We start from the raw sequence: 12,779 nt of genomic DNA, 5'->3' as shown, positions 1-12,779 counted from the left end.
TCGTATCCATGGTCTGGACTGTACCGACCAGCCGCCTCCGGACTTTTACTACTGCCGGATCTTGCGCATGATGGCGGAGATCCATCCGTTCTTTAGGCGCGGCACCAGCCACGACTCGAGCTGGGCAGCGCTCCATGACGGTGCCCGCACCAGGATGACTTCCCGGTCCTCACGGAAGGCCTCGATGACGCCGTCCTCGCGGGATAGCTTGCGGACCAGCCAGTCGACCTTGAGTGAATAGACGTGGGCGATCTCCTCGCTCAGGCCGATCTCGAAGTCGTACCCGCCCGATTCGTCACGGATTTCCTCCACCTCGAAGGGAGGCTCCGGTTCCGTCAGCCAGTCGGTGTTTTCCCCGGGCCCGTTTAGTTGTTCGATGAGCCGCCGCGCATAGTCCAACATCGTGCCATCCGGCGACTCCCGTACCCCGTGAAGGACACCACGCGCGTCGATCAGGGGCAACATGGGCAGGAAGTTGTGGGTCTCTCCCGTGCCGCTGACCAGGACCGGGTGCTTGTTGAGCAGGTAGCCCTTGATGCGATGGCGAGCGAACTCCCAGCGGGCCATCGGTGCACGCTCCTGCACCACTTCCCCGAGGTAGGACACCAGCCCGTCAATGAGCGTCAGCGACTCCAGCGACAGAATCGGCTCCGTCCCGGGTCTGTACCGTTCCCATGAGGGCAGTTCCTCCGGAGGCGCGGAGTTGGGGTCGGTAGCGCCGGGGGCGTCCTGGCGTGTGAGGCGGGACAGCATCCAACGCCACAGGGGAACGAGGCTTTCTGGTGTGCCGTCGAGGAGTACTGCCGGGTTCTGGCCATCTGCCAGCAGCCGCTCCCGGAGCCGTTCGAGTGCCGGGCCGCGTTCGTCGAGATACTCCTGAAGAGCCGCGGCGGCCCTGGCTTCGCTAAAGTCGCGATAGTTAGTCATGAAATCCCCCAATGTCATTCTCGAAGCGTACACATCGAGAGCGGTGAGGGACGGGCACCTGCCCGTTCAAACAGGCGGTCCCGATTGCTCATAGACTGGCCGCCATGGACACCATCACCCCGGAATACGCCCGACTGCGCCACCGCCATCACCGAGCTCCTGAACGCCCACGACCTGCTCGACGTGATGGACCACGGGGCGCCGGAGGACGAGTACGACCCGGAGATGGAAGACTTCGCGGCGCTGATTGCCGCCGGCACGCCCATCACGCCGGAGGTCGTCGCCACCGTCTGGCACAAATGGTTCGGGGACAGAATGGGCGGGACTGCGGGCGAGCCGGAGCCGCCTACGTCGGGGCTGGTGGCACTGGCCGCTGATCTTCAGGCCCTGGGGAAGTAGCCGGCATGCCGTCAGGTTCCATGGAATGTTCCGGCGTCATGGCCAGTTCGATGTCGGAGGCCATTCGCGGCCACATGGGACGGCAACACTTGTCCGGCAATCGGCTGGCCGCCATGGCCGGTGTCTCCCAGAACTACATGGCGAAGCGGCTGCGCGACGATGCCCCGCTCACCCTGGATGACGTCGAGTCAATCTCGGCGGCCCTGGGCGTCCCGGTGCTGGCCCTTTTCAACGAGACGGCCCAGCTGGCCGCAAAGCGCCGCCTTGTACTTATCCGGGATACTAACTGAATTCCTTAAGACCCGACTAGCCGGGCAGCCACGACCCGGCGGGCCATGCCGGGCTCTCCGCGGCCCTCACATCCGGACTCAGCGGAGTGCGCCGCACTCGCCATTCAGGTCATCCTTGTCCCCGCCGTTGAGCATTGGTGCAAGAGCCGCTTGAAGACCCTCGCACGCTAGCAAGTGCGCTCTGCCTCCCTCGTCGGCGCCGGCTCCCCTTCAGGCCCCTGGCTTGGACAGGGATTCAGGGAGCAGGCCCAGCTGTCCCAGGAACTCCATCTGGTCAAAGTAGAACTTGTGCTGTGTAATCAGGCCGTCCTCGACGTGCGCGATGTCGCAACTCCTCACCCTGATGCTCTTGCCCGTGGGAGGCAGGCTCTCCCCGGACGGCAAGGCCAGCGGTCCTGTATTCGTTCCAGTGACAAAGCCATCATCAATCGCCACATTTCCAGCCTCATACTTCTGCACATACTCATAGCCAACGTCAGGGAACGATTCCCCAAATTGCGACAAGTAGTTGCTAATGGCTTCCGGCCCGACAATCTCGCCCTGATCGGGAGTAACAGCCACCGCATTCGCGGCGTAACACGCCGCCTGCGTCTCTATATCCTTCGCCGTCATGGCCATGGTTAAGCGGTCCATGACCTCGCGTGCCTGTCCCATTTTCTCGACCTCCGTCTACGGGCTGCCTCACGGAAGGGCGGGCCGCCCCAGGCTGGGCTCCTGTTCAAACAGAAGCCGATTCAAGTACACGCCCGGGCAAGAACGAGTGTCAATGCCTGCCGGAGTGAGCAATACGCAGCGCACTTCTACCGGTCTGCCTCACTGAGTCTTGAGGTGACATTGCCGGGCGTCGAGGCCCGCCAACGCGCCGGTACAAGTCGCCCGGGACATGCCGACGTCACGGGCCACCTGGGGCCGGCGTCGACCAGGCGGCGGACGCTCTCGATCTGGCTGTCGAGGAACTGCCCCCGGCGCCAGCCAGTTCCTGCCCGCGGCCCCGGCCGCGCAAACCGAATGAACCACGAAGCTGTGCCAATAACTTGACGACCGCACAGAGGCACCCCCGGCGAAGGCCGGGGGTGCCTCGTGTCCTATTGGGGATTACGGCGCCACCAGCGCGCAGACGTCGGTCACCTTGCCCTCGCCGGAGAACAGCGTATTTTCCGAGCCGTCAGGATTGAGGGTCCAACTGACGGTGCCGACAGTGAGGAACAGCCCCGCGGAATGGTCCTCGGTCTCGGGAACCAGAACGACGTTCCTTCCGGTCGCTGTGACAAGTTGTCCGCCGTCGGCGAGGATCTGAACGTGGGTCGCCCCGGTGATGACATAGCTAACGGACTTCCCCGTCGGACCCGATACCGTGACCCTCAGGTCGGGACCGGTAAAGGTCAGACGGTCACCGGGCAGGACGATGGTTCCCGCCTTGCCCGTGACGTCTAGATCGGCAACGAAGTCCGGACAGGGCCAAGAGAACTCCCCGTCCACGGGCACGGGTACGGCGGCGGCAACGGCCGGACTGGGCTGCCGCGGAGATCTCGGACAGTGGGCCCTCTTAAAATGGGGGTCTACCGAAAGTAGAGATCAGCATGACCGCATCACGGAAGCGTTTTCCCCAGGAGTTCAAGGACGAGCTGTGCCGCGAGGTGATCACCACGTCCAAGCCGATCAAGGACGTCGCCACCGCCTACGGTGTCGGGCCCGAGACGCTCCGCAACTGGCTGGTCAAGTACCGCGAGGCCAACGGCGGGACAGAGGTGGATCTGACGGTGCCGGAACGGGCCCGGCTGAGGGAGCTCGAGCGTGAAGTTCAAGAGCTGCGGGCGGAGACTGCCTTCCTGAAAAAAGCCAGCGCTTACTTCGCGCGGGAGCAGCGGTAGTGAGCAAGTATGAATTCATCGATTCCCAAAAAGCTGAGCCCGCCAATCTAAACTCGGTGGTGAAAATGTGCCGCTGGCTGGCCGTCTCAACCTCCGGTTTCTATCACTGGGCCACCCGTCCGCAATCTGCCACCTCGGGGCGCCGGCAGGCCCTGACGGCACGGATCCAGCACTTCTTCGAGGAGTCCGAGGGCACCTACGGGTACCGGCGCATCCACGCCGATCTCGCCGCGGAACAGACCGAGTGCTCTCCCGAGCTGGTGCGGCAGATCATGCGCCACCAGGGTCTGGTGGCCTGTCAGCCACGGCCGTTCCGCATCACCACCGAGGCTGACGCTGAGGCCGCCGCGGGCATGCCCGATCTCGTCAACCGGGATTTCACCGCCGACCGCCCCGGAGTGAAGTTCGTCGGCGACATCACCTACATCCACACCTGGCAAGGGTTCGTCTATCTCGCCACCGTCATCGACTGCTACTCAAAGAAAGTCGTCGGCTGGTCCATCGCCGATCACATGCGCACCGAGCTCGTGACCGATGCGCTTAGGAACGCCGCCGCGACAACCCGGATCGAGCCGTCCGCGATCTGGCACTCCGACCGGGGCAGCGTCTATACCTCGACGGATTTCAGGGCCCTGGTGGCCGGCCTCGGTATGCGCTCCTCGATGGGACGCACCGGCGTGTGCTGGGATAACAGCATGGCCGAATCGTTCTTCTCCGCCCTGAAAAACGAGCGTGTCTACCGGACCGTTTACGCGACCAAATCACAAGCCCGGAGCGACGTCATTCGCTACATCGAGGGGTTTTACAACAGCCGGCGCCGTCACTCCGCGCTCGGTTACCGCCGGCCCAACGAAGTCCACTATGGTTATCAACAGCCAGCCTTGGCAGCGTAGAAGAATCCACTAATTCCGCTGTCCGAAATCCCCGCAGCAGCCCAGAGATAGTCCAGCCGGGGTAGGGCTTCCGGTCCTGGTCCGGCAGTTCCGCGGCTGTGGCGGGGAGGCTGTCCGGGCCGTCGGACTGGCCTGATGCCCAGTGGAAGAAGACCTCGGCGGTGATGGCTTCGAAGCAGGCGTCCTGGGACCGGAACCAGTGGGTGGAGGTGTCACCCTCGACGTAGGTTCCGTAGCCAAACAGTTCCCCGCTCACGTCACGGCTGCGGGCGACGGCGAAGATGATGTACGGCCAGGATCCGGCGTCCCAGCCCTCGCTGGCCCAGTTCGGCAGCACGGACCACGCCGTGCCTTCGAGGGCGGCGATCCAGTCATATCCGTCTCCTGCCCGGTCGTCGGCCGGAAGCGCCGGTGCGGTCAAAAGTTCAGCAGTGTCGTCGGTCAGACGGCGGGTGGTTGTTGCTGTGTTCATGAGGTGATTGCTCCGTTTCGCTCGGGCGGGGCGGGCACCTGAACAACCGGCTATCCCTCTCCCCCACCATGTTTTTTGCCTGCTGGCGGAGCATCGCGTAGCTGTGCCCGACGGAACCGGGGCAACCGAAGGGCAAGCAACGGATGGATTGGGTGAGGAAATAAGCGCAGCGCCGAACCCAAGACAGCCGTGGCGCGGCCGTCCGCAGGACGGTTGAGCCGGTGGAGCGGGCACGTATGATCCAACGGACAGCAGCAAAAAAGAAAAAATGCTTGTGCTGTCCGAGCGCAGCGAGGTCCTTTTCCTCCCCGCCGCCGCCCAGCGTCCGACGTCTCCGTAGGGGGTTGGGAGTCGAGCGATTCACGCAGTCTGAGGGCTTTCGGCGCGGGGACCAGACACCGGGATGCAGGTCGCTTGAAGGTGAGGGCCGGACCAAGGCCTCAACCGCCCGGTTGTAGATACTCAACAAAATCCTGTCCTGATCAGGAAACTAGCCTCAGTTCTACGGCATACCCGCAACCAAGCAGCGCAAAGGACGATCAATGACGATTCCGGCACATCCGGCGATTACCCGGTACGAGATTCTCGAAACAGCCAGAGAGCAGGTCCTTGAAGAAGGACGCGGGCTGACGCAGGGCCAACTGCTGGAGGTGCTTCGCCTGCCCGATGAAGCCCTTCCGGCGGCGCTGCAGCTGGCCCACGAGGTGCGTCTGAGGCACTGCGGTGAGGACGTCGAGGTCGAAGGCATCATCTCCATCAAGACCGGCGGGTGCCCCGAGGACTGCCATTTCTGCAGCCAGTCGGGGCTCTTCGATTCCCCCGTCCGGGGCGTGTGGCTGGACATTCCCGAACTGGTCAAGGCGGCAAAAGAAACGGCCGCGACCGGTGCCACCGAATTCTGCATCGTGGCCGCCGTCCGTGGACCCGACATCAAACTGATGAACCAGATCAAGTTCGCGATAGACCGTATCAACGAAGCCGTGGAGATCAACATCGCCTGCTCCTTGGGCATGCTGACCCAGCATCAGGTGAACCAGCTCGCCGCCTGGGGGGTGCACCGCTACAACCACAACCTGGAAACAGCGCGCAGCTATTTTTCCGAGGTGGTCACCACGCACAGCTACGAGGAGCGTCTCGAGACCTGCAACATGGTCAAGGCCGCCGGCATGGAGCTCTGCTGCGGCGCCCTGATCGGCATGGGCGAATCCCTCGAACAGCGCGCCGAACTCGCCGCCCAGCTCGCCGCCCTCGAACCCCACGAGGTCCCGCTGAACTTCCTGAACCCCCGGCCCGGGACCCCTCTCGAAAACCAGGGGATCATGGACGGAAAGGACGCCCTCCGCGCGATCGCTGCGTTCCGTCTGGCCATGCCACGGACCGTGCTGCGCTACGCCGGCGGCCGCGAACTGACCCTCGGTGACCTCGGAACCAGGGACGGCCTGCTCGGCGGCATCAACGCCGTCATCGTCGGGAACTACCTGACCACCCTGGGCCGGGCCGCCGACGCGGACCTGAACCTGCTGGTCGAGTTGAACATGCCCATCAAGGAATTCCAGAAGTCACTATGAACACGGTCCCGGCCGCCGGGGCCCGGACCGGCTCGAGCAACGGCCCATTCTGCGGACACTGCGGGGAGCCCGACGACGTCCGCCTCCCGGCGTGGGATGAGCACCGGCGCTGCGTCGAGCTGTTGACGCTGGAACCGCCACGCTACTGCGCCCACTGCAGGAGACGGATGAAGGTCCAGGTCACGCCCACCGGCTGGAGCGCAGAATGTTCCCGCCACGGAGTACTCATCCGATGACGCAGGTTGCGGCTCCGATGAGCCTGATCCAGCGGGACCGCGCACGCCTGTGGCACCCGTACGCCCCCGCGTCCCCCAACCTCCCGTTGTGGGAGGTCGAGGCGGCCGACGGTGTGCGGTTGCGGCTCCGCAGCGAAAACGGCACACGCCATGAGGTCATTGATGCCATGTCCTCGTGGTGGTCGGCGATCCACGGCTACCGCCATCCGGTACTGGACGCGGCCGCGAAGCGGCAACTCAATGATTTCAGCCATGTGATGTTCGGCGGGCTCACCCATGCCCCGGCGGTGGAACTGGCCGAGCGGCTGGTGGATATGGCCCCTTCCGCACGAGGACGGTCACGGTTGGACCGGGTGTTCCTCGCGGACTCGGGTTCGGTATCGGTGGAGGTCGCGCTGAAGCTGGCAGTGCAGTTCCAGACCGCGTCCGGCCACCCGCAGCGGCAGCGGTTCCTGAGCATCCGCGGCGGATACCACGGTGACACCTTTGCGGCCATGGGGGTCTGTGACCCCGTGGACGGGATGCACGCGGATTTCCCCGGTTTGCTGGGCGGCAACGTGTTTGCTCCCCGGCCCCCGGCCGCGGCGTCCGCAACCCCGGAAACGATCCAGGCGTGGGCCTCCGAGCTCAAGAGCATCGCGGCAGCGCGTTCCGGGGAGCTGGCTGCGATCATCGTCGAACCTATCCTCCAGGGCGCCGGGGGCATGTATCCCTACCCGGCCGAATGCCTGACAGTACTGCGGCAGACAGCTGACCGGCACGGTCTGCTGCTCATCTTCGATGAGATCGCCACCGGCTTTGGCCGCACCGGCGAGCTGTTCGCCGCCGACCATGCCGGCGTGGTCCCGGACATCATGTGCGTGGGCAAGGCCCTGACCGGCGGATACCTGACCCTGGCCGCCATGCTCTGCACCGCAGACGTCGCTAGTGCCGTGTCCAACGGGCCAGCAGGCGCGCTGCTGCACGGCCCCACCTTCATGGGCAACCCGCTGGCATGTGCGGTGGCCAACGCAAGCCTGGGCATCATCGACGACGGTGCCTGGCGCGCCGACGTCACCCGGATCGGCACGGGCCTGGCATCCGGGCTCGCCGCCGCCCGGGGACTTGAGTCCGTGGCAGAGGTCCGCACCGTCGGCGCCGTCGGAGTCATCGAACTCCATGACGCCGTCGCCGTCACCGCCGTCACCCGGGCTGCCATCCGGCAGGGGGTCTGGGTGCGCCCCTTCCGGAACCTCGTCTACACCATGCCCCCGTACGTCAGCACCGCGGCGGACATCGAACAGATCACCGCAGGCATGACGGCTGCCGTCACCGAAGTCCACGAACGCGGCCCGGAACGCTCCGGAGACGCAGCATGAGCACCTCGATGACCCGGTGGCTTGAACGGCAGGCTTCCGTCCGGGACCGCCGTGGTCTGGTCCGCCGCCCGCTCCCCCGCGCCGCGGACGAACAGTTCATCGACCTGGCCAGCAACGACTATCTGGGCCTCGCAACGGATCCGCGGCTTGCGGAGGCCGCCGCGGCGGCAGCCTCAATGTGGGGTGCGGGAGCCACGTCCTCGCGGCTGGTCGCCGGAACGACCCGGCTGCACCTGGACCTCGAGCAGGAACTGGCCATGCTGGCCGGTATGGAGACAGCATTGGTGTTCTCCTCCGGCTATCTGGCGAACATGGGTGTGATCACCGCGCTGGGCGGTCCGGGGACCCTGATCGTCGCGGATGAACACTGCCACGCCTCGATGATCGACGGATTCCGGCTCAGCCGCTCCCGCACCGAATCGTTCACCCACAACAGAGTGGAGGACGCCGGCCGTCTGTTGGCCGGCCGGCCGGAGCCGCGCGCACTGATCGCCATCGAATCCCTCTACAGCGTCCTCGGCGACGAAGCCCCGCTCGCGGGTCTGCTGGCCCTGGCCGTGCAGTACGACGCGGTGCTGCTCATCGACGAGGCGCACAGCCTGGGAGTCACCGGCGCCGGCACCTTTCAGGGCCGCGGCTCGGTAGCCGGAACAGCCCTCGCCGGGCATCCGAACGTGATCGTGACCGCGACGCTGTCCAAGGCCCTGGGATCCCAGGGCGGGGCGGTCCTGGGATCCGCGTTGCTGCGGGAACACCTCGTCAACCGGGCCCGAAGCTTCATCTTTGACACCGGCCTGGCGCCGGCCTCTGCAGCGGCGGCCCTCGCCGCGGTGCGGATCATCCGCGAGGAACCCTGGCGGGCCGGATCCGTCCGAAGCAATGCTGCGGCGCTGGCCGCCGGACTGGAACCGGCCCTTGCAGCCCGCGGCGCTGAGGTCGAGCACGGGGCGGGGGCGGTCCAGTCCATCGCCATGCCGTCGGCCGAATCGGCCCTGGCAGCCACCGGGGCCGCGCGCACCGCCGGCGTTCGGATCGGCTGCTTCCGCCCCCCGTCCGTTCCGGACGGGATTTCCCGGCTGCGGCTCACCGCCCGGGCCACCCTTACGCCCCAGGAAATCGAAGACAGCTGCGCAGTACTGCGCAGCATTTTGGAGGAACTTCCATGAACCTGCCCGATGTCATCATGATCACCGGAACGGACACCGGCGTCGGCAAGACCATCACAACGGCGGCCCTCGCCGCCGCCCTCCACGAAAAAGGGCGCAGCGTCGCGGTCTACAAGCCCTGCCAGTCAGGATCTGCCGCCGGCGATTCCGACACAGCCGAAATCATCCGGCTCGCAGGCGCCGTGACAGCAGAAACCGGGGTGGTTCTCCAGGAGCCATTGGCACCCGTAGCGGCAGCCGCCATCGATAAAACACCCCTCCCCCGGGTGTCTGCGCACGCCGGGAGGGTCCGCGAGCTCGCCGCGTCCCACGACCATGTCCTGGTTGAGGGCGTAGGCGGCCTGCTGGTGGAGCTGGATTCCGACGGCTGCACCCTGGCGGACCTCGGATCGCTCCTGGCAGCGGCATTCGTGGTCGTCGCCCGGCCGGACCTCGGCACCCTGAACCACACCGCCCTGACCCTCGAAGCGCTGCACACCCGCGACCTCCGGGTCCTCGGCGTAGTGCTGGGAAGCTGGCCAGGCAACCCCGACGTCGTACACCACAGCAACCGACAGGTGCTCGGATCGCTGTCGGTGCCCTTCCTCGGCGCCCTCCCCGGGCACGCCTCCGGACTGTCCCCGGCCGCTTTCCGTGCCGGAGCAGCTGCATGGCTGAGCGGTCTACCCGGATGACCCCGACATCAACGACCACGGGACACGCGAAGCCGCTGACAGCATGCCCGGGACAGCGGGAGACCCCCGAGCAGCCGCGCTGCCCGTACCTCGTGGTGCGTGACCCTGACACGGTCCGCGAGGTCCTGCACCGGCCTGTCGACTTCAGCCCCGCGAATGCGCTCGTCGCGGTGACACCCCTGGCAGGGCCTGCCCTGCGCGTGCTGCAGCGCGTTCGCTTTGCGTTGCCTCCCGTGCTGGCCAGCAACGACACCGACACGCACGCCGGGATCCGCAAGACCGTGGCAGGGTTTTTCACGCCCGCCACAGTCGCGGCCATGGAGCCGCGGATCCGGGAACTGGCACAGGAAGCGGCAAGGAACGCCGCGGACCAGCTCGCGAGGTCCGGCCATGTGGACCTCGTCCAGACAGTCGCGGCGTTTCCGCCGGCAATCGTCATGCTCGAACTCCTCGGGCTGCCCGTACGGGACCTTGCAGACCTCAAACGCTGGAGTCTTCACTCCATGGAGCTGTTCTGGGGCTGGCCCGACGAAGCCCGGCAACTCGAACTCGCCCACAGCGCCGCCGAATTCTACGTCTGGCTCCGCAAACTCGTCGCAGAATCCATGACGGCACCGGGACGCAACCTCTTCAAATCTCTGGCTGAACACGGCCTGTCAACCCCCGAGATCTGCTCGCTCGGCTACTTCCTGCTCATCGCCGGACAGGAAACAACCACCCAGCTGATCAGCACCACCCTGTTCCGACTCCTTGAAGGATCCAACCCAGTGGGCTGGAAAGACGCCGCATCCGAAGAAGGCTCCAGGAGCACGGTCCGGCACGTGCTCGCCACCGAATCATCCGTCCCGACCTGGCGCCGAGTGGCAGCCCATGACACGAGCCTTGAGGGAGCCCCGATCCCTGCTGGCACCGAAATCCTCCTCGAACTGAGTGGCAACCACGTCACGGTACCAGCCGAAATCCGAGGTTCCTCTCCCCGAACTCAAGAGCCCCAGCACAAACCACCGACCACATACGGCCTGGTTTTTGGCTCGGGCATCCACCGCTGCCTCGGTGCCAAACTGGCAGAACTCGAGGCCGCCATCATTGTCCAGGAAACCGCCGCGGCACTTTCGCGAATACAGCTCCGGGACGTGAATCCAGACTGGATCCGGCTCCTGTCATTCCAAGCCCCTCGGGCTGTGACGGTGATGGACCAGCCACTCTGACCGCCCTGACTTTGCTGAGAGGAACGAAATCGGCGGAATTCAAGCTCGTACCGCCAGCGACGTAACCAACCACCAGGGACCGGCTCCGTGCGCACCCCTCAACAGCACGGGTCCGGATTCCAGGACCAACGCGCGGAATCAGCGCCCAGCCAGCCCACCCCGACCGCCCGGAATTTGTCAAATCAAATGAGACGTAGTGGTTGTTGTAAATGCACCGAGGGCGCGGCTCTTTTTGCCGGGTCGTTGATCGCCGCCTTCAGCGGCAGCGGAGGTGCGGCAGGACGGCGGACAAACCGCTCGGGATGCGCGCCGTACGCCCGGTCCAGGGTGTGCTGGCGTTGTTCACGCACGTCCTCGGCTGTGCCGTAGTGCACGCTGGCCGGGGTGTGATAGCCGATCCCGGAATGCCTGTGCTCGTGGTTGTAGTAGGCGGTGAATCCTTCCATCCAGGTCCTGGCCTCGTTCACGGAGTCGAACCGTTCCGGGTAGTCAGAGGTGTATTTCATGGTCTTGAATTGGGCCTCGCTGAACGGATTGTCATTCGATGTATGGGCTCGGGAATGCGACCTGGTGATATCCATGTCCACCAGCATCGAGGCAAGGGCTTTGGACGTCATCGCCGCCCCACCATCGGCGTGCAGGTACCCCGGAGGGTTACCACCGGTCTCGGCGACAATCTCCTGCACGAGGTCCGCGGCCAGCTGGCCGTCCTCGATACGCTCGATGCGCCAGCCCACCACGTAACGGGAAAAAATATCCAGCACCACGTAGGCGTGATACCAGATTCCCTTCGCCGGGCCACGCATCTTCGTTATATCCCAGGACCACACTTCGCACGGTTTTGTGGCCATGAGCTCCGGAATCACCTTGGTCGGATGAGTGGCTTGCCGTCGGCGTTCCCCGCCCATCTTCGCGTCCGCCAGCACGCGATACATGGTGCGCTGCGAACACCAGTACCGCCCCTCGTCCAGCTCACGGACATAGACCTGGGTCGGTGAAAGGTTCGCGTAGTCTTGGCGGTTGAGCACCGACAGGATCTCGGCACGCTCGGCCGGCGAGAGCTCCGCCGGGTGCTGGGCCTTGGGCCAGGGCCCGTGCATCCGGGGCTTGGGCGCGGCCTGCCGGTGATGGGTGGCCCGGGAGCGGCCCACCAGCCTGCAGGCCCTCACCACCCCGAGGTGCCCGGTCAGTTCCGTTGCGGTTGCTGATTGCCACGACTGGTGTGCGGTGCTGGTGATTGCGCGTTCTTCGATGAGAGAGCTTCCAAGAACGCGACTCCTTTTCCCAAGGTATCCAGGGCGGCATCCGAGGAAGCCAACTTCCCGCGGGTCCGCTCGTGTGCGGCCCGCTCCGCGACCAGGTCCTTGGTCAGCTGGGCGATCTGGGCCTGCTCGTCCGTGTTCTTCGGCCGGCCCCGGCGTGCCGCCGGCTTCGCGAGCCTGCCCGCATCGAACGCGGCCCGCCATTCCTGGATATGGGAATCGTAGAGCCGTTCGCGGCGTAGCACTGCGCCCTTGGAACCGTTCGGTGCCGCATCGTATTCCTGGACGATCGCGCGTTTGAACTCGGCGGTAAAGGTCCTGCGTGCCGACCGGTTGGAACGCGGGCCCTGCTCCGCTGATCCTTGGTCCTGGCTGGCTATTTCTTCCGGTACGGGCTGTCCAGTCCCTGCTGGTGTGGATGTATTCATGGTGAAGTTTCCCTCCTGCCTCCAGCC

15 protein-coding genes are annotated in these 12,779 nt (G+C 65.4%); 9 read left to right on the top strand and 6 right to left on the bottom strand.

Annotation, left to right across the window (positions count from 1 at the left end; translation table 11 throughout):
* Nucleotides 1-48: 48 nt before the first annotated feature.
* A complete protein-coding gene (locus ASPU41_RS14465) occupies nucleotides 49-927 on the bottom strand; it encodes a hypothetical protein (protein WP_069951502.1) in 879 nt (292 codons plus the stop codon).
* Between the two features lie 84 nt (nucleotides 928-1,011).
* On the opposite strand from ASPU41_RS14465, the gene ASPU41_RS14460 reads away from it, so the two are divergent.
* Both ASPU41_RS14460 and ASPU41_RS14455 read left to right on the top strand, forming a co-directional pair.
* Complete coding sequence (locus ASPU41_RS14460) at nucleotides 1,012-1,326, top strand: hypothetical protein (RefSeq protein ID WP_069951501.1); 315 nt, start codon at nucleotides 1,012-1,014, stop codon at nucleotides 1,324-1,326.
* A 5-nt stretch (nucleotides 1,327-1,331) separates the two neighbouring features.
* On the top strand, nucleotides 1,332-1,616 hold the full coding sequence (locus ASPU41_RS14455) for a helix-turn-helix domain-containing protein (protein ID WP_157357011.1): 285 nt from the start codon (nucleotides 1,332-1,334) through the stop codon (nucleotides 1,614-1,616).
* A gap of 210 nt (nucleotides 1,617-1,826) precedes the next feature.
* Here ASPU41_RS14455 and ASPU41_RS14450 read toward each other — a convergent pair whose 3' ends face one another.
* Entirely contained in the window at nucleotides 1,827-2,270 is a 444-nt protein-coding gene (locus tag ASPU41_RS14450; RefSeq protein ID WP_069951499.1) for an ester cyclase, read from the bottom strand.
* 441 nt (nucleotides 2,271-2,711) lie between these two features.
* On the bottom strand, nucleotides 2,712-3,095 hold the full coding sequence (locus tag ASPU41_RS14445; RefSeq protein WP_157357010.1) for a hypothetical protein: 384 nt from the start codon (nucleotides 3,093-3,095) through the stop codon (nucleotides 2,712-2,714).
* Between the two features lie 101 nt (nucleotides 3,096-3,196).
* On the opposite strand from ASPU41_RS14445, the gene ASPU41_RS14435 reads away from it, so the two are divergent.
* A protein-coding gene (locus ASPU41_RS14435; protein WP_157357008.1) for an IS3 family transposase occupies nucleotides 3,197-4,380 on the top strand; the annotation gives its coding sequence in 2 pieces (ribosomal slippage) (nucleotides 3,197-3,458 and nucleotides 3,458-4,380; 1,185 coding nt in all).
* Here the strand turns inward: ASPU41_RS14435 and ASPU41_RS22715 are convergent.
* Nucleotides 4,268-4,852 carry a hypothetical protein gene (locus tag ASPU41_RS22715; protein ID WP_157357009.1) on the bottom strand — a complete coding sequence of 195 codons (585 nt, stop codon included), beginning with the start codon at nucleotides 4,850-4,852 and terminating at the stop codon, nucleotides 4,268-4,270. The two genes, ASPU41_RS14435 and ASPU41_RS22715, sit on opposite strands and share 113 nt — an antisense overlap.
* Nucleotides 4,853-5,394: 542 nt before the next feature.
* Between ASPU41_RS22715 and bioB the strand changes: the two genes are divergently transcribed.
* Genes bioB through ASPU41_RS14410 form a run of 6 tightly spaced genes read left to right on the top strand, consistent with a single transcriptional unit; the run spans nucleotide 5,395 to nucleotide 11,062 of the window.
* Entirely contained in the window at nucleotides 5,395-6,420 is a 1,026-nt protein-coding gene (gene bioB, locus ASPU41_RS14430) for a biotin synthase BioB (protein WP_069951497.1), read from the top strand.
* The gene (gene bsaP, locus ASPU41_RS24070; RefSeq protein WP_083266530.1) at nucleotides 6,417-6,656 is read left to right on the top strand and encodes a biotin synthase auxiliary protein BsaP; all 240 of its coding nucleotides are present in this window, start codon (nucleotides 6,417-6,419) and stop codon (nucleotides 6,654-6,656) included. The genes bioB and bsaP overlap by 4 nt, the downstream gene beginning before the upstream one ends.
* Nucleotides 6,657-6,673: 17 nt before the next feature.
* The gene (locus tag ASPU41_RS14425; protein ID WP_331712760.1) at nucleotides 6,674-8,014 is read left to right on the top strand and encodes an adenosylmethionine--8-amino-7-oxononanoate transaminase; all 1,341 of its coding nucleotides are present in this window, start codon (nucleotides 6,674-6,676) and stop codon (nucleotides 8,012-8,014) included.
* 8 nt (nucleotides 8,015-8,022) lie between these two features.
* Entirely contained in the window at nucleotides 8,023-9,180 is a 1,158-nt protein-coding gene (locus tag ASPU41_RS14420) for an 8-amino-7-oxononanoate synthase (protein ID WP_069952713.1), read from the top strand.
* Entirely contained in the window at nucleotides 9,177-9,854 is a 678-nt protein-coding gene (bioD, locus tag ASPU41_RS14415) for a dethiobiotin synthase (protein ID WP_069951495.1), read from the top strand. Before ASPU41_RS14420 ends, bioD begins: the two co-directional genes overlap by 4 nt.
* Nucleotides 9,830-11,062 (top strand): cytochrome P450, encoded by a 1,233-nt coding sequence (locus tag ASPU41_RS14410; RefSeq protein ID WP_231941083.1) that lies wholly within the window; start codon nucleotides 9,830-9,832, stop codon nucleotides 11,060-11,062. The genes bioD and ASPU41_RS14410 overlap by 25 nt, the downstream gene beginning before the upstream one ends.
* 182 nt (nucleotides 11,063-11,244) lie before the next feature.
* Here ASPU41_RS14410 and ASPU41_RS14405 read toward each other — a convergent pair whose 3' ends face one another.
* Entirely contained in the window at nucleotides 11,245-12,231 is a 987-nt protein-coding gene (locus ASPU41_RS14405) for an IS3 family transposase (protein ID WP_231941082.1), read from the bottom strand.
* A gap of 17 nt (nucleotides 12,232-12,248) precedes the next feature.
* A complete protein-coding gene (locus ASPU41_RS23070) occupies nucleotides 12,249-12,752 on the bottom strand; it encodes a transposase (RefSeq protein WP_197515666.1) in 504 nt (167 codons plus the stop codon).
* Nucleotides 12,753-12,779 lie beyond the last annotated feature (27 nt).

Origin of the sequence: Arthrobacter sp. U41 (genome assembly GCF_001750145.1) — a bacterium.
GTDB lineage: Bacteria > Actinomycetota > Actinomycetes > Actinomycetales > Micrococcaceae > Arthrobacter.
The sequence above is the reverse complement of the archived record's forward strand: the minus strand, read 5'-3'. Positions and strand labels throughout refer to the sequence as shown.

Excerpts from the sequence above, each read along its gene's own strand:
- bsaP (WP_083266530.1), top strand. The coding sequence starts at position 6,417 with ATGAACACGGTCCCGGCCGCCGGGGCCCGGACCGGCTCGAGCAACGGC.
- bioB (WP_069951497.1), top strand. The coding sequence starts at position 5,395 with ATGACGATTCCGGCACATCCGGCGATTACCCGGTACGAGATTCTCGAA.
- ASPU41_RS14420 (WP_069952713.1), top strand. The coding sequence starts at position 8,023 with ATGACCCGGTGGCTTGAACGGCAGGCTTCCGTCCGGGACCGCCGTGGT.
- ASPU41_RS14410 (WP_231941083.1), top strand. The coding sequence starts at position 9,830 with ATGGCTGAGCGGTCTACCCGGATGACCCCGACATCAACGACCACGGGA.
- ASPU41_RS14455 (WP_157357011.1), top strand. The coding sequence starts at position 1,332 with ATGCCGTCAGGTTCCATGGAATGTTCCGGCGTCATGGCCAGTTCGATG.
- bioD (WP_069951495.1), top strand. The coding sequence starts at position 9,177 with ATGAACCTGCCCGATGTCATCATGATCACCGGAACGGACACCGGCGTC.
- ASPU41_RS14465 (WP_069951502.1), bottom strand. The coding sequence starts at position 927 with ATGACTAACTATCGCGACTTTAGCGAAGCCAGGGCCGCCGCGGCTCTT.
- ASPU41_RS22715 (WP_157357009.1), bottom strand. The coding sequence starts at position 4,852 with ATGAACACAGCAACAACCACCCGCCGTCTGACCGACGACACTGCTGAA.
- ASPU41_RS23070 (WP_197515666.1), bottom strand. The coding sequence starts at position 12,752 with ATGAATACATCCACACCAGCAGGGACTGGACAGCCCGTACCGGAAGAA.
- ASPU41_RS14425 (WP_331712760.1), top strand. The coding sequence starts at position 6,674 with ATGAGCCTGATCCAGCGGGACCGCGCACGCCTGTGGCACCCGTACGCC.
- ASPU41_RS14450 (WP_069951499.1), bottom strand. The coding sequence starts at position 2,270 with ATGGGACAGGCACGCGAGGTCATGGACCGCTTAACCATGGCCATGACG.